A 22,189-nucleotide genomic window follows, 5' to 3' on the forward strand; every position below is an offset into this window, starting at 1 on the left:
CCCCTCACTCTTTACGCTTTAATGCTTCCTTTAAAGCATTGAGTTCTTCTTCTAAATCTCTTACCCTTTTGATCAACTCCGGTAAGCGTCGCATGGAAGCTTCGATCCGTTTTTGTTTGCCCATGGGTAAGGCAGGGCTTCCAAACACGATTTCCCCTTCCGGAACATCTTTTGAAATGCCGGATTTGGCGGCAACAATAACCTTATCATGAATTTTAATGTGTCCGACGATGCCTACCTGGCCGGCAATAACCACGTTTTTGCCAATTTCCACACTGCCGGCGATGCCGGTCTGCGCGGCAATGGCTGTATGATCGCCGACTTTTACATTGTGCGCAATTTGAACCAGATTGTCAATTTTACAGCCGCGGTGGATGACGGTGGAACCGGTCGTTGCACGATCTATTGTGCTGTTGGCGCCGATTTCAACATCGTCTTCTATGATCACATTACCGATTTGCGGAATTTTGTGGTAAGCGCCATTGAACGGCGCAAAGCCAAAACCATCGCTGCCTATTACAACGCCATTGTGCAAAATCACGCGATTGCCAATCACGCAATCTTCCCGCACGGAAACATGGGGGTACAATACGCAGTCATCGCCGATCTGGACATTTTTTAAGACAACCACGCCGGGATAGATAACGGTATTTTTGCCGATTTTTACGTTGGGCCCGATGTAAGCCTGCGGCGCAATTTTTGCGGAAGGATCGATCTGCGCCGTGGGATCGACCTCGGCCTGCTGCGAGATCCCTGCAAAATAATCATGTTGCGGCGGGGTGAACAGACGTAAAATTTGCATGAAAGCCACATAGGCGTTGGCCACTAAAATGTAGGGCAGCGCAAGTCCCTCGATTGGTTTATCTATGACAATAGCGCTGGCCCTGGTGCTGGCAATATATTTTTGATATTTAGGATTGGCTAAAAACGTAATTTGCCCGGGTGCCGCTTCGTCGATTTTGCCGGGGCCGGTGATCTCCAGATCACCCGGCCCATGCAGCTCCCCCTTAAGCGTGTCGGCAATCTCTTTTAATTTCATGTACAACCCGATTACTTTTTAGAAGTCGAAACGCCTTTATTCAGCTCTTCGAGAACACGATCGGTAAGATCATATTTAGGTAAGGCATGAACCAGCGCTCCGGATGAAGCGTCAAAAATAAAATCGTAGCCTTCTTCTTCACCGATTTTGGCAATCAACTTATTGATTTTATCGATAATGGGGCGCGTTAATTCCATGCTCTTTTTGTAGAATTCGCCTTCCGGACCTAATTTTTCGTATTTGTATTGTTCAATTTGCATGGCCTTATCCTGTGCGGCCTGCATCTTTTGCTGCTTTTTTTCCGGACTCAATAAAAGACTTTGCGAATCGATCTCTTCCAGCAAAGCGTTGTACTCTTTAACCATTTGCTGATATTCGGCGTCATATTTGTTGCGCAATTGTTCCAGTTGTTTTTGCACATCCTGATATTCCTGATATTCATTTAAAATACGCTGCGACTCCACATAGGCAAATTTTTGTGCCTTTAATGGCAACACAAAAACGGCGACTAAAATCACAGCTAAAATAGACATATAAGATCTCACAATTACCTCCTTCATTTATTAATTCAAATCAACGAATATATGAAAATTTAACACATACTCCAAATCAAAACTTAAAAGCGACCGAACTGGAAGTGCACCTTCCATTTTCCGCTGCGCTGGCCATATTCATTATAATAATCAAAGCCATACCCAAAATCGATTCCAATGATTCCAACCATGGGCATGAACAACCGCACGCCAAAGCCAACCGCTCTTCTCAAATCGAAAGGATTGGCTTCGCCGAGTTCACGCCAGGCATTGCCGGCTTCGGCAAACAGCAGGCCAAAAATGGTGGGATTGGGAGAAATGGGAAAACGTAATTCCAGGGTATTGCGCACCATCGCCTTGCCGCCCAACGGGCTGCCCGACGATGTTAACGGGCCTACCTGTCCGTCATCGTAACCTCTTAGCTGTTCAGAAAAACCCAGTCCGCTGCCGCCCAGGTAAAAATACTCGCCATAGAGTATTCTGGTCCTTTTATACAGAGGAACCAGCGTGGCATATTTGTTGGAGCTATAGAGCACCAGGCCAAAAGGCAAGGGTAAATACCAGTCGGCCACAAACGCCGTTTTGAAAAAATCCTGATCTCCGCCTAAAATACCGCCGGACAGCTCAGTGGAAAGCGAGTGCACCGAACCTCTGGTCGGGAACTCCGGATTATCGCGGCTGTCGCGCGTGATAATTTGCGTGATACTAAGCTGCTTGGTTTTTCCGTAGGTTCCAAAGTAGGTGGCGTAGCTTTCGGCCAGTTCCGGGTCGCGAATGTTGGAAATTTGCGATTGGGCAAAGCGCAGAATCCAATCGCCTCTAAAATAGTTATCAGGCCAGAAAAACCTTCGGCCAATACGGATGGAACCGCCGCGATCGTTTTGATCCCACGGATAATAGCCGCCGCCGCGCCGTGTATCGAAAATGGAAAATCCGCCCAGCGTTGGCGTGTTAAACATCCACGGTTCGGTAAAACTTAACGATATGGAACGGTAGATGCTTCCGAACTGCCAGTCGAAGACCAGACGCTGCCCGTCGCCGCCGGAAAAGGGATGGGCCAACGAAAAGTTGTTAAAGGTCAGGCCAATGCTACCGATTAAACCGTCTCGCTGACTGTAACCGGCCGACATGTTGGCCATGTCCGTCGATTTTTCTTTGACTTCCAGCAAAAGATTGACATAGCGGTCGTCATTAGGAATTAAGCGCACATCGGGCTTGGCGTAAGCAAAATAGTTTAAAATCGTTAAATCGCGGATAGAGCGTTCCAGCTTGCTACTGTTGAAAATATCGCCGGGATGCAGTTTAAATTCGCGACGAATCACCTTTTCGTTGGTTTTGGTATTGCCGGTAATGATGATCTCTTTCACGCGCACCACATTGCCTTCGATGATCTTAAAGTGGATATCCAGGGTATCTTTGCCGACGGGTATTTCGCGCGGCTGAATGTTGGCGAACAGGTAGCCTTGATTGTAATACATTTTTTGCAAGCGATCGCGCACGCCTTCGTCATATTTTTTTTGATCGTAAATATCGCCCTTTTCAATATCCAGGGCAGCGCGCAACATCTCTTCAGAAAAGACCGTATTGCCCTCAAAGGTAATATCGCCAAAGTAATATTTATTTCCCTCGCGCACCCAGATATCGATGTACAGATCCGATCTGTCGTCGCTGTAATAAATGGAATCTTTTACGATTTCTGCATCCCGGAAGCCGTGTTCTTTGTAGAACTGAACGATCTTCTTTTTGTCCTGTTCGTATTTATCCGGATCAAAATCGGCGCTTCTCCACCAGCGATCCTCTTTAATATCCTTCATGGCGCCTTTCAGGTCGCCGTCGTCAAAATGTTTGTTGCCATGAAAGGTGATTTTTTTAACCTGAACTTCCTTGCCCTCATTGATATTGACCAGCAGGTTCACATAATTTCTTCCTGCGCGGCTGGTGTCAATTTCCACCTCGGCCAGTAAATAACCTTCTTCTTTGTACTTATCCAGCAGCCGCTTTTTCATCTTAAATATTTTATAATCCGAAACCACCATGCTGCGATACGTATTCAAGGCTTCTTCCACATCTTTTCGAGAAAGCGCGTCGTTGCCGTTAATGATCACCTCTTTTAAACGCGGGTATTCTTTAACGCGGATCAACAGGTCGAGCCCATTTAACGTTTGATTTTTAACAAAAATTTTAATGTCCGAAAAAACGTTTAAGGCCCACAAGTTTTTAACCGCTTTTTGCAGGTCTTCGCCGGTTACTTCCTGGCCGGCCCGCAAGCCGGAATTTAAGCGGATCATACTGGCATCCGCCGTTTCGTTCCCTTCGATCTCAATAGAATTTATGATTACTTTTTGCGACTGGGCCAATATCCCGCCTGTAAAGATCAGTAAGAGTAATATGAGACCTAACCGTATGCGCACCTTTTACCTCCATCTTAAAATGTAAACGAATGTCTTAATCTGATTTTAATGTCTTCCAGATACTGTTTTTGATTCTGGATTTTGTAATATCCCATTAATTCACGATCATACTCGATTTCCAGCAAAATGTTTCTAAAAAAACGGTACTCAATGCCAAACGAATGGTTAATATCGAATGAAGGCCGCGATTGATCGTAAACCGAAACGAGCTGACCGGTATAAGTTAAAAAAAGATTTTGCGTTAAATATTTTCCCAGGGTTATCTCGGAACTCTGCATCAAAAACAAATAGGGCGTTTCGGTATTAAACGGATTGATGAGCGGGGTTGATCGATTAAATTCACTGCGCCCAAAGCCAATACTGGAATAGAAAAGATTACGCGCGATATTGGAATTAAAACGCACCATATCGATTCCCAGGTTGCGCTCGATAACCCGTTCCAGCGGCCGGAACAGGGGGCGAAAGATGTATTTTTCGGTAACCGCTCCGCCCACGCTGGTAACTTTATCGGCAATATTACCCACGCTAAAGCCCAGGTCGGCCAGTACCTGCTCCTGACTTTCGCCGATTTTGGGATCAGCAGAAACCAGTTTAAACTTAAAATTCTCCCAGCTTCCCTGCTGCTTTTCCTGTTGTGTTTCTTCATCGATGGCGTAGAGTTTTAAATAGATGGTTTTGGGCACCGCGCCAATGCTGTCCCGAATGGTCGTCCAGGCCTGGCCAGAAATCACCGGATACAGACTGTTTTCGTTAAATTCCGCCTGAAAATAATCCACGCGAAAGGTTTGATCCAGGTATTCCAGCCGCCCGCGCGAAGAACTGATTCTGCCGGCAACCTTAAAGGTTCCTTCGTTTAATATTCCAGAAAAATGCAGACCAGGAGAGCTTTCGTCAATGTACAGCTCGGTATTTACGTTATCAATGTAAGCCGGGATTTCACGAAAATACAGTACGTCTTCTCCGGAGACAGCCAGCACATCCCAGTTAATATTTTCCAGAAAATTAACCACCACCGAAGGCTTTTGGCCCGGCTTATTTTCCACAATAAAGGGGAAGGTAAGTCTGGTGTCATAAAGGACGACTTTGCCGTGAACCACGGGATGTTTTAAAGGACCGGCAAAATAGAAATCTTCTTTGTCATTCATGCCGGTCAGGTACATACGCCCTTCTTCGCCTTTCCTCATTAAACCGGGAATGTGGAGTCGAACGCCCTTACCGCTGGTGGTCATTTTTAAAACGCCAAAATCAAGATCCAGATTTTTTAGATACCAGGGGGCCAGAACACGCCCGTCCGTCAGCCTTACATTACGCGCCGTATTGATGGTTAAAGTTTCTCCGCCCGTTTCCGCACTGAGATTAATGAAGTTGACCTGATTCGTGCCGCCTTTTTTTTCGATGACGCCCGAAATATGGGAAACATGTCTGGCCACATTTCTCAACCACATTTCCCCATCGTTGATTAAAAAATATCCGCTGCTTATGCGAATTCGGTCAGGGCTTCCGCCAATGGCCAGATGAAACTCCACGTCGGAACGGGCCTTTTCAATAAAAGGTTGATAAAAGGGAATAAGCCCTAACAGATCGCCTTTAAAATTTACGAAAAAATCAATATTTTTTGTGGGATCGAAAGGAATTTCTCCCAGGGCATTTAAGGCATATTCGTCTCTTTTAATCAGGTCGAAACGATCAAAGAGCATTCGTTGATTTTCCAGATCCAAAATACTGCTTCCGTTTATGTATTCATTTTTCACTAAAAGCGACAGCTGATCAAAAGGAATGCGATCCAGATAGCCGTTAAAAATTTTTAAGTCTAATTCGACCTTTGGCTTTTTAAGGGCTCCATGCAAATACAGCGAATAATTGGCTGACCCGCTTAAATGGGGATTGCGATTAAACACGCTGACCAGCAACTGTTCAATATCCACATCATTGGCATTAAAAAAGGCGTTAACACTGTCGTTTTTGATATCGGCGAATCCCTTCCCCTGGATAACCGGTAAATTATTAATAGCAATCAAAAGCGAATCTAATTTAATAAACTCCTTATTTGCGTCAAATTTTAAATTCCCCTGATAATATCCGATATCGTTAAAGATGAAGCGATCGCCGGAAATTTCGCCCATAAGACGCGGATTGTCAAGGTCGCCGCCCAACGTTAGCCGTCCGTTTAAGCTGGCCAGGGCGCGCAAATCATCCTCTTTTAAAGAATCGGCCAGCGCTTTAATAATCCGGAAATCGTTAAACAAAATTTTACCGGATAAGTACTCAGACTTTGTAAGGTCCATATTAATTTCGCCAAGGAGCTGGTTGCTAAAATTAAAACTCCCGTTGAACTTATCCGGGAAAAGACTAAAATGAAGTTCTCCTTCAATGTTTTTTATTTTGCACAAACCGTCAACGGCAAAATTACCGGCAAACAATTTAGTTATGGACGATTGAATTTCAATGCGGTCGCCGGGCTTTCTTTTATTCATCAGCGTGATCTTCGAGCGAATATTTTGTTTTAACGAACCGGAAAGCCTGAACTCTGTTAACGTCTCATTTAAAAAATCGTGCAGTAACTCGATACTGGTCAAGCGTTCGAATGGAAAGTTTTTAACAAAACCGCTTTCGATCTTCCAGTTCCTGAAAAGATCGCTGATGTGCACAAAGGCGGAAAAAGAAGGTTTGTTGGAATAATTTACACGCACTTTTACTTCCCGGGAATTGCCGAAAAAGGCGCCTTTAACAGCAAAAAGAGAATCGCTCGAATCGTGTAAGGCATACTGCCACAGCCCTGTAACGTTCTGGTTTTGGTGATTATAGCGCCCGGTTAATGAAAGGGTATGTCTTTTGTTACTCAAACGATCAAAAATAACGTGCCGTCCGTTAAGCTGGGAAGCAAGAATGTTAAAATCGGTAATACCCGTTTTTTTATCCGTAAAAGCACGCGCTTTTATCACGCCATTTTTCGGGAGAAAAGCCTCCACTCCTCGCAGCGTCATCTTTTGCGGAGTGCTGACCAGATTAAATTTAAGATTATTTAAAACCAGGCCGCCGGGCACGCGCAATTTCCCTCGATCTCCGTTGATCTCCAGGGTTTTGTTCTGGGGATTAAAGTTAAACTCTAAAACACTGGCAAGCGTAGCCTGATTTTGGCCTAAAATTTCGGAGGGCCCCAAAAGATCGGCAAAAGTCAGTTTTTCTAATTTCAACCTGCCAACGACCTGCGGATTAAAAATATCGCTCACCTGCACCACGCCGCTTAACGAGGCTTTATTCAATTTCCCCCTGAGCGAATCCAGAATTAAACGATTGTCTGTAAAAATGGCCTTGCCAGATAGGGAAGAAAATTTAGCTTTGTTCAATTCAAGAACGCCGTCCGTAAAGCGGATCTGGCCGTTGCAATTTAACCGGTCGTAAGCGCCATCCACATTCCTGATCAACAACCAGCCATTTAAGACGCCTGAAGAAGAACTAAGTTGAGGAAAGACGGAGCTCAATTCCGACTGACTAAAACGAAATTGATTGAAGGCATTAAAAATTTCCAGCTTCTTTTGGGCCAGATTCAACTCAGACGTAAGATTAATTTTCTGCAATTGACTGCCCAACAGATCGCCTTCTAATTTTAATTTAAAGAGATTAAAATCGTCTGTTTTTAAAAATCCGCTTAAATTATTTACAAGGGTAATGACCTTTTTATCCGGCTTCTTCAAAGCAATGACGGCGCGCTCCACTTTAAAAAAGCTAAGTCCGCGTTCCCCCGCCACTCGCTGAACAAATTGTTTAATCTTCTCCATGCGAGAGGTCGAATCCTGTATTACTGCAACGGTGTCCTGGGTAAACAGAACCTGCGGTTCGATAAGGGCAATGGAGTTTAAAGCATGCAGGGGCTCGTGAGGATGGATTAGCAGATCAAACAGATCATAAAAAAAACGGACCGATTTGATCCGGACATGGATTTTTTGATTTCTGGTGTCCACGGATAAATTGGAAAGTTCAACCGAACCAAGCCCGATTCTAAAATCAGCGAGATCAATTTTTATATTATGATCGTCAATGATCTTTTTAAACAAATATTCCTTAACCGGGCGATCGGCGCCGGTAATTTTTAAAATCGATGGTATTGCAACGATAAAGATGCCCAATACGCTTACGATTAAGGAAAATATTAAAATGAATTTTTTCATGGAACTCTAAGTTTCTTAAATCTATTTACATTCTACGAAACTTCTACGCTTCCGTTCCGCAGAATTGTCAAACATTTAAAATTATTAAATTAAGGGTAGAATGTCAAAGGAAAGAATGAAAACTCTGAATGTCCCCCAAATTTTTTAAGATTACAATATTTTTTCTAAAATCATTTTTACAACTCACCCCCTAATCATATAATTACTAACACGTTAGGCATGCTCTTATCCCCCTCTCTTTGCAAAAAGAGAGGGGGAATAAGGGGGTGAGTTTTTCATACATTCAGCTATTGTATTCCCTTAAATATCAATCGATTATAAGGTCTTTGTTTGAAATTTTGGGGGACATTCAGAAAGAATGAAAACTCGGAAAAGCAGTGGCAAAGTACGCCAGGAAAATATAACCACATTTGAGTATTGTGTAATGCGTTACACGTAACAAGTAACGCGTGAGGCGTAATGAGTTAGCTCCGTAAGTGGAAGCGTTTATCACCGCCGATCAGTATCAAAGTGCAGGCACACAGTGCAAGCACACAGTGCAAGCGTTCTTTATTTAACGATGAAAGGCATTTTCATCGCTGCGTCATGACAGGCCACTCTTATACTCTTACCCCCTCGCCGGGCCTGCCTCTAAAGGACAAATTACGCTTTTTATCGAGAATCCATCTGGTTAATTTTACGAAAGACGCTCAGCGACGATTTCCGCCAGGTCTTTTACTTCAATGCCGGCATTGGTTTCGTTGGAGGCGTCGGTCAACATGGTTAAGCAAAACGGACAGGCGGTGGAAACCAGTTTAGCGTCAATCTGCTGCGCCTGCTGCAGACGTTTTCGGCGCACGGCTTCTTCGCCGGGCTCTTCTTCTTTCCACATTTGCGCGCCACCCGCTCCGCAGCAAAAACTGTTTTCACGGGCATTTTCCATTTCTTTTACACGGTTGAAACTCACCGCATTTAAAACGCCCCGCGGCGCATCGTATTCTCGATTGTGCCTTCCAAGATAACAGGGGTCATGAAACGTCAGACCTTCTATCTGACCGGTTTTAAGCTGCACTTTGCCCTGTGCAATCAGCTGGTTGATGAACTGGCTGTGATGCAGCACTTCGTACTCTCCGCCAAACTGCGGATATTCATTTTTTAAGGTGTGCAGGCAATGGGGGCATGTGGTTACAATTTTTTTCACCTTGGCTGCGTTTAAGTTCTGCACATTGTTTTCGGCTAACAAGGCAAACAGGTATTCATTTCCGGCCCGACGCGCGCTATCGCCGGTGCAGCTTTCGTCGTTGCCCAATACGGCAAAATTAACCTGCGCCTGATTGAGAATTTTGGTAAAAGCGCGGGCAATGCGCTGCCCTTTTTGATCAAAAGCGCCCGCACAACCGACCCAGTACAAAATTTCAAAATCGGGATTTTCCTTAACCGTGGGCACCTTTAATGTTTGATCGACTTTGGTCCAGGCCAGACGGTCTTCATTCATATTCCACGGATTGCCGTTGCGCTCCATACCCACAAAAGCATTCTGCAGTTGTTTGGGAAATTGAGATTCCATCAGCACCCGATCACGCCTGATGCCCAGTAAATCGTAAAGCGGTTCGTTTCCAACCGGACACACTTCCACACAGGCGCCGCAGGTGGTACAGGCCCAGAGCGCCGATTCGCTAAGGGCAAACTCCAGAAAGGAGGGCAGATTTTCTTTATCGTTTAAAAGTTGTTGGCCATTGCTATTCAAAAAGTATCGTTTATTGATCTCCAGGGCCGAAGGGCTCAACTCCTTGCCCGTGGTATATGCGGGACAAACCTCCTGGCAGCGATTGCACATGATGCAGGCATAGGCGTCTATCAGCTGACCTATTTCCTGATGAGCCAGAGTGGCCTGACCAAACTGCTCGGCCTCTTCGTCTTCAAAATCGATGGGCTCCAGCAACGTATAGCCTTCCGGATGTTTTTTAAAAAAGAAATTGATGGGGCCCATAAACAGATGAGCGTGTTTACTGTACGGAAAGTAAGGAATAAAAGCCAGAATAAGCCCGATGGCCAGCCACCAGCAAAAGTGGTACAGAATATTCAGCGTATCGGGAGCCATTCCGATCCAAAGGTTAGCAAAAAAGGAAGCGGCGGGCTGCCAGGGATCGGCGCCTTTATGAGCCAGCAAAAAACTTTCGCCCAGCCAGCGGAAACCAACATGGAATAAAATAAACAGCCCCACGATTAAAGAATCGCGCTTAATTCCAGCGTCAACTTCTGGCAAAAGTCTAACATTTTCCCGAATTTTTAATTGCTCACTTTTAAATAAAAAGCGGCGGAGCAAAAAGATAGCCATGGAAACAACCGCCAGAACGCTGAAAATATCGACAAACAGTACATACCATCTGCCCGGCGCACTGTGTCCGAAAAGCAGAAATTCGCTATCAAAGGCCCGAATCAAATCGCTTAAATTAACCAGAAAATAAAGAATAAAAGTCCAGGCGATAAAGGCATGAATAAGACTGATTAAAAAGCGCGATTTCAAAACCGTATTTTGTAAGATCAGCACTTTAAGCGCTTTAAAAAATCGTTTGGCAGGATGATCTACCGTCAATTTCCCCTGCCCCGATTTAATAATTTTGAACATCTTGGAAAACGATTGGTAGGAAAAAAATGCGGAAAGCAGAACGGCTACGATTAATACCAGTTGTTCAATCAAAGACAGCATGAGCGCTTCCTTTGCATGGTTTATTGGACATTGGTTTATTTAAAAATCACGCAAGCTTATTCAGTTTTTTCAGGGCGGCGGCAATTAAACGAACGCCAAAGCCCGTGGCGCCCTTCCCTAAAAAGTCGAAGTGTTTGATATCGTTTGCCGTACCTGCCATGTCGATATGCGCCCAGGTAACCTTATCGACAAAGAATTCAAGAAATTTGGCTGCTGTAATGGCGCCGCCCCACCGACCGCCAATGTTGGCAATATCCGCAATTTCGCTCTTCAGGTCATCATGGTAAAACGTATCGGTGGGCATGGGCCATAAAAGATCGCCCGACTCTTCCCCGGCTTCGTACAGCGCCTGGCGCAAACTTTCGGAGTTACTGAACAGACCGGCGCGTTTATCGCCCAGAGCGACCATGCATGAACCGGTCAGGGTAGCAAAATCAATAATCAATCCCGGCTTTAGCCGGTCAATGGCAAAGGCGATGGCATCGGCCAGAATCAGACGGCCTTCGGCGTCTGTATTCAAAATTTCGATCGTTTTGCCGTTGTAAGCTTTAACCACATCTCCGGGACGAATGGCCCCGCCGCCCGGCATATTTTCAACCAGTGGAACGACTCCGTAAACGTTAATACGCGGCTTGGCGTTTACGATGTAATCCATGGCGCCGATCACCGCCGCCGCCCCGGCCATGTCGTATTTCATCTCGTGCATATTGGCCGACGGTTTGAGACTGATTCCGCCGCTGTCAAAGGTAACGCCCTTGCCAATCAATGCCACCGACTTTTTTGCCTCCGGCGAAACATATTTTATGATCAACAAATACGGTTCGTTTTTGCTGCCCTGACTCACGGCCAGCAGGGCGTTCATCCCTGCTTTTTCCAGATTTTCGCGATCAAAAATTTCTACCGTGCAATGATTGAATGGTTTAAAGTGCTTGACGACCGCATCTTTAATGAAAAGAGGCGTTGCAATATTGGACGGCTGGTTGGCCAAATTGCGCGCCAGGTAAACGCCGTGCATCACCTTGCGCGTTTTAATAACGCTCTGCCGAAATTTGGGCGAATATTCGTACTTTCCGCAAACGTAAATGTAGCGCGGCTCCACACCGGGCGCTTTTTCTTCTGACTTCAGCTCATCAAAAACATATTGTTTGTAAAGAATGCCCTCGCTAATCTGTTCGATCGTCTTTTGCGTACAAAAAGGAAGATTTCCCAGATAGATGTGATTGCGGCGACTTTTAATGTCTTTTTGTTTAGCCTGGATCAGACTGCCAACTTCTCTGAATTTTACGGCGTCCGGCTCAAAAGAATCGCCCATTCCTATAAATAAAACACGTTGAATGGAGTTGGCAAATTTTGGATAAAACAAGAGCGTTTCTTTAAACTTCCCCTTAAAATCCTTCATTTCGCTGAAAAACCATTCCATATCCTGCTGGATGCAGGGGGGAAACACAGAAAAATCTTTTTTTCTTTTTTTAACGTACGTTTCGGTAAGCATTATTACCAGCAGATGAGAATTCAGGCCATAATCGGAAACGGTTGCTATCTGAAACAAAACTCTGCCCTTTCTTTAATATTTCTCCGGAATTGCTTTTTGTGCGATCAGTAAATTTCTGCGAATGGGACTGATGCGATCTACAAATAAGATGCCGTTTAAATGGTCGATTTCGTGCTGCAAAATGCGGGATAACCAGCCGGAAAACTCCTGCGTAAAGCTCTCTCCCACTACATCCTGAAACTTCAACAAAATCGTTTCCGGACGCGTAACTTCTTCGCGCACGCCAGGGATGGAAAGACATCCTTCTTCTACCACCCATTCTCCCGAAGCTTCAAGAATTTGGGGATTGACAAACACCCGTGGAAATTCGTTTTCCACTAATTCCGAAGCATCCACCGCAATGATCTGTCTGGAAATCCCGATTTGCGGCGCGGCCAGACCAATACCATCTTCCACATGCATCACGTCAATCAGGTCTTCCGCAAAATTCTTTAATTTATCGTCAAATTCGGTAATCGGTTCGGCAACTTTGCGTAAAACAGGATCGCCGATATATCGAATTTTGTATTTCATCTACTTTTAACCTCCAAATATTAAGCGAAAATATATTAAATTTTTCTGAATTTAAAAAATTAAAAAACGCCTTTCCGCTGTTCTTTCTTCTGCGAACCAGACCGATAAACTATCATTTGACCTGGATTTTCTGCGCTTTTTTCGCAGAACTCTTTATTAGCGCGTTGACAGACCACTTGCAACAACATCTCTTTTTTTTTAAGCGCTGAAAATGTTCAAAAAACCGTTCGTCTCACAGGTTTGATTTGCAAACTCTTAAGCGATTAACAACGAACGGGGATTTCATGAAATTCTTTCAAAACTAAAAAGGCTGGCGATATGCGTTTGCCAGCCTTTTGTTAATATCATTTAGACGACCGATTAATGTTCGAAATTCATATTATCTTCAAAATCATCAGTGTATTTGGAAATAATGGTCTGCCGAATAACGCACACTTTAATTTGCCCCGGAAACTCCATGGTTTCACGGATTTTACTGGCGATATCCGTAGAAAGCACCATAGCCTGTTCATCGGTAATTTTGTCGGGCTCGACAATAACTCTGATCTCCCGGCCGGCGGAAATGGCGTATGTTTTGGCCACGCCTTCAAACGAATTTCCGATTTCTTCCAGCTTGGTAATCCGTTTGGTGTAAGCCTCCAGAGTGTCGCGACGCGCGCCCGGCCTACTGCCGCTGATTTTGTCGGCTGCCGTTACCAGAACAGAAATGGGATGGATGGGCTCTGCTTCTTCATGATGCGCTAAAATGGCGTTTTTGACGATCTCGTGTTCTCTGCACGCTTCGGCCAGCTCCAGACCCAGGGTTACGTGGCTGCCCTCAGAATTATTACTGACTGCCTTGCCGATGTCGTGGAACAATCCGGCGCGTCGGGCCAGATTAACATTAAAGCCCAGCTCGGCAGCCATGGAACCGGCTATGTAAGCCACCTCTTTGGAATGCTGCAGCATGTTCTGACCGTAGCTGTAGCGGTATTTCAAGCGACCCAGCGCTTCCCTCATTTTGGGATGCACATTGGTAATTTTCAATTCGCGCAGCGTTTCTTCGGCGGCCTTCTGAATCGAACGGTTGACCTCTTTGGTCGCCCGGTTAACCATCTGCTGGATGGTATTAACATTGATGGTTTTACCTTTGATCAAATACTCCATGGCCAGGCGGGCGATTTCGCGCGCCACCGGATCATAGCCCGAAAGCACAATCAGTTCCGGAGTGTCGTCCACAATCACCTTAACGCCGGTTGCCTCTTCAAAAGCGCGAATATTGCGTCCTTCGCGGCCGATGATCATTCCCTTAAAACGTTCGCTGGGCAGCTCAACCGTGGCCAGCGTCGATTCCATGGTGAACTCGTAAGCTAAATTTTCGATGGCCTGAGCAATGATCTCTTTTGCCTCGCGTTGAGCCTTTTCTTTGGCTTCTTCTTTTATATCCTTTACCAGCTGAACCGCTTCTAACTTGGCCTGGCTTTCCAGGTTTTTCATCAATTCATGTTTGGCCTCTTCAATGGTAAGATTGGCGATCTTCTCCAGACGTTTATTCTGCTCTTCTATCAAAAAATCAACTTTTTTGTGTTTTTCGTACAAAAGTTGCTCCAGCTCGTTGATCTTCTTTTCCTTGTTTTCCAGCCGGGCTTCTTTAATTTTTAGCTGATTTTCTTCGCGTCTTAACGCTTTTTCGCGGCGAATGTTTTCATTTTCCAGACGCGAAGCCTTTTCTTCTTTTTGCCGGATCTCTTTTAAAAAGGCGTTGCGCTTTTGCTGCAATTCGGATTTTAATTTGTAATGACTATCGCGCCTGATCTTTTCGGCTTGCTTTTTAGCCTGTTCGATTATTTGATTGGCTGCCTGTTTTTTGCTGCGCAATAATGAACTGTAAATAAAGACGCCGATAAACCCGCCGGCAAGTAAGCTGATGATCATAGTTACAATTAAAGTCAGATCAAAATGTATGGCCATAATTTCCCTCGTTTCAATTTAATCTCTTTGCACTAATTAACGTTTTACTTAATTTAAGTTTATAATGTTTCGGCAAAATTTTCTTTTATTTAATGTAATTTAATAAATTAAAACGTTTTTCTACAAATAATTATTCTGGAAGAAAAGAATTGCCCTGTTTAAAGTCCAAAAATGTAAAGAAAAAAAACATCTTTGCCCCTTTTAAAACTGCTTAAAACATCAGCCTTACTCATGCGCCCTACTGAAATGCGCTGCGTTCTGTTTTGGAAAGGGGCAAAAAACCATTAATAATATTTTTTCTCCCGCATTCCTAATTTAGCAGGGGATCTAATGAGTTTTAAATTTAACTCCATTACCTCCTTTTTTACAGATTTTAGAGTTCTACAAAATGTAAATTTTAGTGTCATTTCGAGGAGCGGAGCGACGAGAAATCTTTTGTTTTTGTTGAAGTTAGAAGATTTCTCATCCCGATAAATCGGGATTCGAAATGACATGTATGTGCATTTTGCAGAACTCTAACAGATGTATGAGCGCCGAACAAACGTTTTTTAAGCTTTTGCTTATATTTCACGATTACTTGAAAATTAAATACTTAAAGCCGCTCATTTTTACAAAAACGTCATGATACAAAGCAGCGCCCTGTTCAACAAATAACTTTCTGAATGTCCCCCAAAATTTCAAACAAAGACCTTATAATCGATTGATATTTAAGAGAATACATTAGCTGAATGTATGAAAAACTCACCCCCTTAATCCCCGGGGCTCTCCCAAAAGTCAAAGACAATGTATTTTTATAAATTTTTTCTTTCCCTCACCCCCTTTAATTCCCCCTCTCCCGAAAATCGCTGACCTTTACCCACACATAGCACCGTGGGTTATGGGCCGTCTCGGCTTGAAGTAAAAATAATATACATCTCGGTTGCCGTATCCAATCGCTGTATTCCTCGCCAGAGCGTTACTGTGCCAGGCTCGCCATCACTCTTTCTGCCTAAATGGCCTCCGATCTGACCTACCATACGGATGGCTTCTCGTAAACTCATCGGCTCCTCCGGCGCTATGGGCGTCTTATGCACATAGCAATACAACGCTTTCCATTCCTCTTCTTTGAAAAATACGCTCGCCGGCGAATCCGGTATTTCACGACCTAACATGGTCATATGATAAATGCGCCAGGCTACAACCATATCCACGGCTAAGGCCGTCTCTAAACGATCCGCACTGCCTAATTGACGATCTTTTATGCGGCAGCCGCTCTTGAGCGTTCGATGATATATCTCGATACCCCAACGACGAGTGTACCACTGCACTCGTTGATAGGCATCAGTAAAATTCTCTACCGACACCGTGGTCAATAACATCCACTCTATTGGACTCTTAATATCAGCTGGCGGATCGACCTCTCGGATATAAACAGCCCACACCTTAATGGGCTTAGAGGACGAAAATCGTTTCGGCGGTTCTAAGTCTATCGACGAATAACGCAAGGACATCTTGGCCTCACGAGCCCTGATATTGCCCCTACGAGGAACATGAATTTGAAATTGACCGCGCTCTTCTTGACTGGACATGTAATCCCACAGATCAATTCCGGCCACTTTGCGATTGCGGCGCTTGCCCACGCGTACCAAAAGTCCTGCCTTGCTATCTTTCCTTTGAGCCTCATGAAATAATTCGTAGATATCCGCCTCTCGATCGCCCACGCTTACGATAAGCGTCTCCGGACATAACTTAGCGATCTCGTTGACCCGGCGATAACTACGTAACCATTTCATACTCTCTTTTTGCTCAATGGGTAATTCCTTCCGACGACGCGTCTTGCCTCGATCCTTCGGATCACGAGCCCATACCTGGGCATCCAATACGCCTAACGGCGTGCCATCCTCACTAAAGGCCAATGTATCATGTAAAATCAAGCCAATGCTCTGGTGATCTATATGGCTTGTCGGCCCCAAGTCTTTGGTCATGGGATGCGTGCTGTAGTCTAAAATGGTCGTGTCCTGAGGCGCTAAAACCACCTTGTGTTCTTTTATGCGATCTATCGTCGCCTCGGTATGTGCATCTAAAATAATATCCATGGTTACCTTCTCGTTTTGAAAAAATCGATAGGCGCCCATCGTGCGCGCCTTACCACCACAGGCCTCCGGAATGTTGGCCTGCGGCTTGTTGTAAAAGTCATCCGCTATGGCGTACAAACGCTGTTTGAGACGATTGTCATATAAGCGAATGCTGCCAAATTCCCGCTCCGCCCAATTCGATGAGTCTTTGATTAATCGTCCTTGGCCTAAACCGTCCGCACTCTCCTGACACAAAATCTTTCGCCAGTTCCTTTGCAATGGATAAAGAAATACCTTTTTGGCGATACCGTCACGACGACCGCTGGTATTTCCTACATAAAGCCAGTTGGAAGCCAGGTAACCGATGCCTTTGAAAACACTAGAATCCACATAACTTTCCACCAAAACCGGGCGATAACCATAACGACTCTCCCAATCGGTTCCAATACGCTGCAAGGCTTTACTCAACAGAAATGAAGCCAGATTCTTGACCTTAACCGTAGGTACGATCAAAAAACGATCATTACTGATCACATACTGGATATTCTCCCTTCGCGCCTTTTCGCTCCAGCCAATATAGGCATCCCTGGCTCGTAATTTATAAGTCGCTGAACTAAAGCCTAAAGCGCCAATATAGCCATACTTCTCGCTTTTTACAATATAGCGAATCTGAGCGCCACAAAGTTTTGCGCTTTTAAGGTAATGGAAATTCTCTATTAACTGAAACCATGCGCGCGAATCCTTGCTGTAGCGGCTTTTGATCGGCTCGATTACAATTTCGCCTAAAACCGATAAATGGCCTTCAATGGAGGCGATTGGAACATCAAGCTTACGCTTTTTCTTTTTTTCAAAAGCATAGCTTTTTTTTCGTTCTGGTAATTTGATTAAACCGCGCCGATCCAGCTCTAATAAGGCTTTACGGCAGCTCATCTCCTGGAATTTCCCATTGGGAGATTTCCAGTCCATCAGTTCGCATACCTCTCGTGATAATTTCCTACGAGATATCTGCGGCTGCCGGGCAATGATCGCATTAATACGTTTTAATATTGGTTCGCTAAAAATTTTCCCATATATTTGCATGTAGAAAATTTAACAAATTATTCCCCCTGTGTCAAGTGTGTGCCAGGTCCAGCGAAAATCGGGAGAGCTTACTATATTATAGTTGTCAACAAAAGGATGAAAGAAAAGACTATACTCCTTAAATTGTAAGCTGATTTAAAAAAAAAGAAAGGAGCATAGTCATGGGGAAAATAAACAAAAAAGAGAGAAAATTCAACGAAGAAACCTTATTAGTTACAGTGGATATAGGCAAAAAATTTAATTACGGTTATGCACGTACAAAAGATGGTCAGGAGTTAGAAGTGTTTAAGTTTTTTAACACAGGTAAAGGATTCGAATATTTTTTAAAAAAAGTAGAAAGCTTCAGAGCAAAGACCGGTCTTAAGAATTGTTTATTTGGCCTGGAATCCACTGGCAGCTATGGGCTTGCGCTCATTCATTATCTACATCGAAGGGGCTATGAGATTGTACAAATAAATCCGATGCATACCAAGCGCCTGAAAGAATTAACGGACAATAGTCCCAATAAGACAGATAAAAAAGACCCAAAGGTCATAGCAGATATAATAGAATTAAACAAATATTTAACAGTAATCATCCCAGAGGGAATTTTTGCGGAATTACGCGAATTGGTTCATTTAAGAGAGAAAATACTTGAAGATCTACGAAGGAGTTATAATCGAATTGAGGGACAGTTATTTAAGATATTTCCGGAATTCTCTCAGGTCATGAGAGATTTAACTACAAAGACTTCACGTTATCTTTTGGCTCATTATACTTTACCTCAATTCATATTGGATTTAGGCTTAACAAAGCTAACAGAGCTAATAAAGTCAGTAAGTAAAAACCGATTAGGTGAAGAAAAGGCCCTTGCTTTATATGAAGCTGCTAAGATGAGCGGAGGCATCAAAGAAGGAACCCGGTCCATTGTAATGGAGATCAAGATACATCTTGATCAGATAGATCGTTTAGAATCTTATCAAAAGTCACTAAAGGATGAGATAGAGAATTATTTAAAAGAAGTGCCATACAGCAGGAACATATTATCCATAAAAGGGATAGGACCCATAATCGCAGCCATTTTAATAGGAGAGTTAGGAGATATCCGCAGATATAAAAGTTATCGTGAGTTAGAGAAGATAGCGGGATTAAACCTGTATGAAGTCAGTTCTGGCCAACATAAAGGTAAACATCACATAAGCAAACGCGGTCGGAGTTTATTAAGAAAAGCTCTTTTTTATATAGCCATCAATGCAAGTAGAGGTATCTTACAAGAAGTTTATCAGGTACATAAGGAGAAAGGGATGGCCAGCGCCAAGGCTTTAACGGCGTTATCCAGAAAGATATTAGCCATTATTTTTGCATTAGTAAGAGATGATAGTTTCTACATAGAAGGCTATAAAAAATCAAATAAAGCAGCCTAAAAGCAACAATTTGAGATATGGCGGGAAGACCTTCGGCCCCCCCATAAAGGCATACAGATAGTATGACCTTCGGTAAGAGAGCAAAAAAAGGCTTCCCGTCATATTTACCTTAGTTCCGATTAAGTAAGATAAGAGCTGTTAAAATACAGACTCTCGAATATCAGGGTAGAACAAGGTAAAATATCTCAAAAAATAGGCGAAAAAGTTATCCACAATAATTAACATATTAAAAAGAAAGGAGTTAGGTGTGTAAAAAATGAGTTATCCACATATCCACACCCTCTACAGTTATTAACATATTGTTAATAACTTTATTATTAAAATATTTGACTATAATAAATCAGGGGGGAAGGGGGTGAGGGCTAATGCAATGTTTTTCATGATATTAAATAAATATACATTTAATTTCTCTTTTGAGACACCCCCGGGGACAAGAGCATACCTAACGTGGTAGCAATTATGAGATTAGGGGGTGAGTTGTAAAAATGATCTTAGAAAAAATATTGTAAACTTAAAAAGTTGGGGGACATTCAGTTCAACAAATAACTTTTCCTTGACATACGAAATGATTTTTGTTATTATTCTACGTGTTACTCATGTGATTTTCGTAACACTGTTTTCGGAAAGATTGCTCATGAAAATTTGCAAAGGATTTTTATTGTCTGCCCTTTACTATAGATACACGTTTCATCAAAACAAGGAGAAATCCATGCAAGCTAAAAAATCATTTTTAATAACCTTATTATCTTTTTTTACATTTAATTATTTATTCGGAGCAACCATTACCGGACGTGTGCTTTCGCCTGACGGGCATCCTGTTGCTTATGCCAATGTGTTCATTGAAGGCTCCAAATTTGGCTCAACAACCAATGAGAAAGGCGAGTTCAGGATAATCAACGTCCCGGAAGGCAGGGCAACTCTCAAGGCTACCCACATCTCTTTTGGGACTGTTGAATTGGAGGTCGATATTCCCTGTGATTATATTACGATCAAATTTAAACAGGAACATGTCATTTCTTTATCCGATGCGGTGGTAGTTACCGCCACGCGCACTCCCAAAACGCTAAAAGAAACGCCTTTGCCGGTTACTCTCATTCCACGGGAAAGCATTGAGGAGATTCAGGCGGTCAGTCTTTCCGACGCCATCAAACAGGTGCCCGGTATTGTTTTAGTTCCGAACGGATTTACGCGGAACAGCGCCACCATTCACGGACTTCCGGAAGAGTACACCCTACTGCTGGTTGATGGTCAAAGAGTGTATGGCAGGCACGCCGACGCTAAAGATTTTGACAACATCCCGGCCGGAATGATTGAGCGCATTGAAATTGTGAAGGGGCCATCCTCTGTATTGTTTGGCAGCGACGCGGTTGCCGGCATTGTTAACGTGATTACCAAATCCGGGCAGAGCGTTCCCTTTTTTGAACTTTACGGATTTGGCGGGAGCAATAGTCGCTACACCACGCGCATCATGGCTGGCGGCCAGATCGGCGAAATCCGCAATTTCCTTTCGGCAAGCTACAATAAATCCGGACAGATGGCCGAAGGTTACGCCTTTTCAAATATCAATTTGCGCTACAATGGATGGTTTAATCCCACGGAAAAATCCAGGTTACACTTTGGAGGCGGTGTTTTTAGCGAAGAAACCGAAGACATGCCCCCTGCCGAAGGACATGAAGAAGGTGGTCCCTACCTTACCGACGATGTGTACGATTTCAATGTCGGCTACCATTATGAGACGGAATCGAAAACCACATATGATCTTTCCGCCTATGTTTATAATCAGGATCGCTGGGATAATCGTCCGGGCAGAGATGACCGCAGGTGGGATAGAAATCATATCCGCTTAGAAGGATTGAGCGGATTCCGCCGTGGCAACCATGAACTGTTAATCGGTCTGGAGGGCAGAAACGAAACACTCACTCATACTCAAATACCCGAAACCAAAAATCAACTTCTCCTCTCTTTGTTCGGTCAGGATACCTGGACATTGAACAACCGGCTTTCGCTGGTCACTGCGGTGCGCTTTGAGCATCATGATCGATGGGGGCTGGTTTTTGTGCCAAGGCTTGGGTTAGCCTGGAAGGCTAATGATCAATTGAATATTCGGCTGTCAGGCGGCAGCTCTTTCCGCGCGCCTTCGCTGGAAGATCTGTTTGTTGAAACCTATTTTCATCCCTGGGGCGGCGGCTTCTGGTTAGGCGGCAATAATGAACTGAAGCCTGAAAAAGGCATTGGCGCTAACCTCGACTTTGAGTGGATTCCAAACGTCAAAACGGTGCTGACCATCGGCGCGTTTTATAATCGCTTAAAAGATCGAATTGCTTCTGTGGACACCGATCAAACAATTCAGGATTCGCCCGTCCGCCAACTGGTTAATGTGCAAGAAGCCACCAGCTACGGCGTCGATGTTCAATTAAACCGCATTTTATGGCCAGGCGCCCGATTGATGACAACATACGGCTACACCTATTCGGAAGACGGAGCAACCGGAAAACCGTTCTATCTGACTCCTTACCACAAGGGCGGTTTCATTTTCAACTGGAATCATCGAAAGTGGAAAACCAATTTGAATTTGAGCGCCAACTATCTGGGAGAACGTTCCACTTCCAGAGAAACTTTGCAAGGCGTGGTTATCCTGGATGCCAACATTGAAAAACAGATAGTTGGCGGGATCAGTCTTTTCATTGCAGGGAACAACCTGCTGGATAAAGACCTTTTTCCCAGCCGCTACATCAATTATGGTCGTTATTACCGTTTAGGCTTTCGATTTAGAAGATAAATAAAACAGAAAGGAAG

General features: G+C 44.0%; 11 protein-coding genes. 2 read left to right on the top strand and 9 right to left on the bottom strand.

All coding sequences use genetic code 11. From position 1 onward, the window contains the following. Positions 1-4: 4 nt before the first annotated feature. The 9 genes from lpxD to Cabys_RS12235 all read right to left on the bottom strand — a co-directional run bounded on the left by lpxD (position 5) and on the right by Cabys_RS12235 (position 17,990). Positions 5-1,039 (bottom strand): UDP-3-O-(3-hydroxymyristoyl)glucosamine N-acyltransferase, encoded by a 1,035-nt coding sequence (lpxD, locus tag Cabys_RS12195; protein ID WP_006930836.1) that lies wholly within the window; start codon positions 1,037-1,039, stop codon positions 5-7. An 11-nt stretch (positions 1,040-1,050) separates the two neighbouring features. After that, positions 1,051-1,584 carry an OmpH/Skp family outer membrane protein gene (locus Cabys_RS12200; protein WP_006930837.1) on the bottom strand — a complete coding sequence of 178 codons (534 nt, stop codon included), beginning with the start codon at positions 1,582-1,584 and terminating at the stop codon, positions 1,051-1,053. Positions 1,585-1,655: 71 nt separating this feature from the next. Then, positions 1,656-3,983 (bottom strand): outer membrane protein assembly factor BamA, encoded by a 2,328-nt coding sequence (gene bamA, locus Cabys_RS12205; RefSeq protein WP_006930838.1) that lies wholly within the window; start codon positions 3,981-3,983, stop codon positions 1,656-1,658. A 14-nt stretch (positions 3,984-3,997) separates the two neighbouring features. After that, on the bottom strand, positions 3,998-8,152 hold the full coding sequence (locus Cabys_RS12210; protein WP_006930839.1) for a hypothetical protein: 4,155 nt from the start codon (positions 8,150-8,152) through the stop codon (positions 3,998-4,000). A gap of 676 nt (positions 8,153-8,828) precedes the next feature. After that, positions 8,829-10,841, bottom strand: a complete 2,013-nt coding sequence (locus Cabys_RS12215) for a (Fe-S)-binding protein (protein ID WP_006930840.1) — start codon at positions 10,839-10,841, stop codon at positions 8,829-8,831. Between the two features lie 46 nt (positions 10,842-10,887). Further along, entirely contained in the window at positions 10,888-12,390 is a 1,503-nt protein-coding gene (locus Cabys_RS12220) for a leucyl aminopeptidase (protein ID WP_006930841.1), read from the bottom strand. Between the two features lie 15 nt (positions 12,391-12,405). Further along, on the bottom strand, positions 12,406-12,906 hold the full coding sequence (gene def / locus Cabys_RS12225) for a peptide deformylase (RefSeq protein WP_006930842.1): 501 nt from the start codon (positions 12,904-12,906) through the stop codon (positions 12,406-12,408). Positions 12,907-13,266: 360 nt separating this feature from the next. Beyond that, positions 13,267-14,856, bottom strand: coding sequence for a ribonuclease Y (gene rny, locus Cabys_RS12230; RefSeq protein ID WP_006930843.1), 1,590 nt, complete (start codon positions 14,854-14,856; stop codon positions 13,267-13,269). An 875-nt stretch (positions 14,857-15,731) separates the two neighbouring features. Beyond that, entirely contained in the window at positions 15,732-17,990 is a 2,259-nt protein-coding gene (locus Cabys_RS12235) for an IS4 family transposase (protein WP_006929874.1), read from the bottom strand. A gap of 161 nt (positions 17,991-18,151) precedes the next feature. Between Cabys_RS12235 and Cabys_RS12240 the strand changes: the two genes are divergently transcribed. Both Cabys_RS12240 and Cabys_RS12245 read left to right on the top strand, forming a co-directional pair. Further along, positions 18,152-19,393: an IS110 family RNA-guided transposase gene (locus Cabys_RS12240; RefSeq protein ID WP_006926587.1), complete on the top strand. Its 1,242-nt coding sequence runs from the start codon at positions 18,152-18,154 to the stop codon at positions 19,391-19,393. A gap of 709 nt (positions 19,394-20,102) precedes the next feature. After that, positions 20,103-22,172 carry a TonB-dependent receptor gene (locus Cabys_RS12245; RefSeq protein ID WP_006930845.1) on the top strand — a complete coding sequence of 690 codons (2,070 nt, stop codon included), beginning with the start codon at positions 20,103-20,105 and terminating at the stop codon, positions 22,170-22,172. Positions 22,173-22,189: the final 17 nt, after the last annotated feature.

The organism is Caldithrix abyssi DSM 13497 (assembly GCF_001886815.1).
Classification (GTDB): domain Bacteria; phylum Calditrichota; class Calditrichia; order Calditrichales; family Calditrichaceae; genus Caldithrix; species Caldithrix abyssi.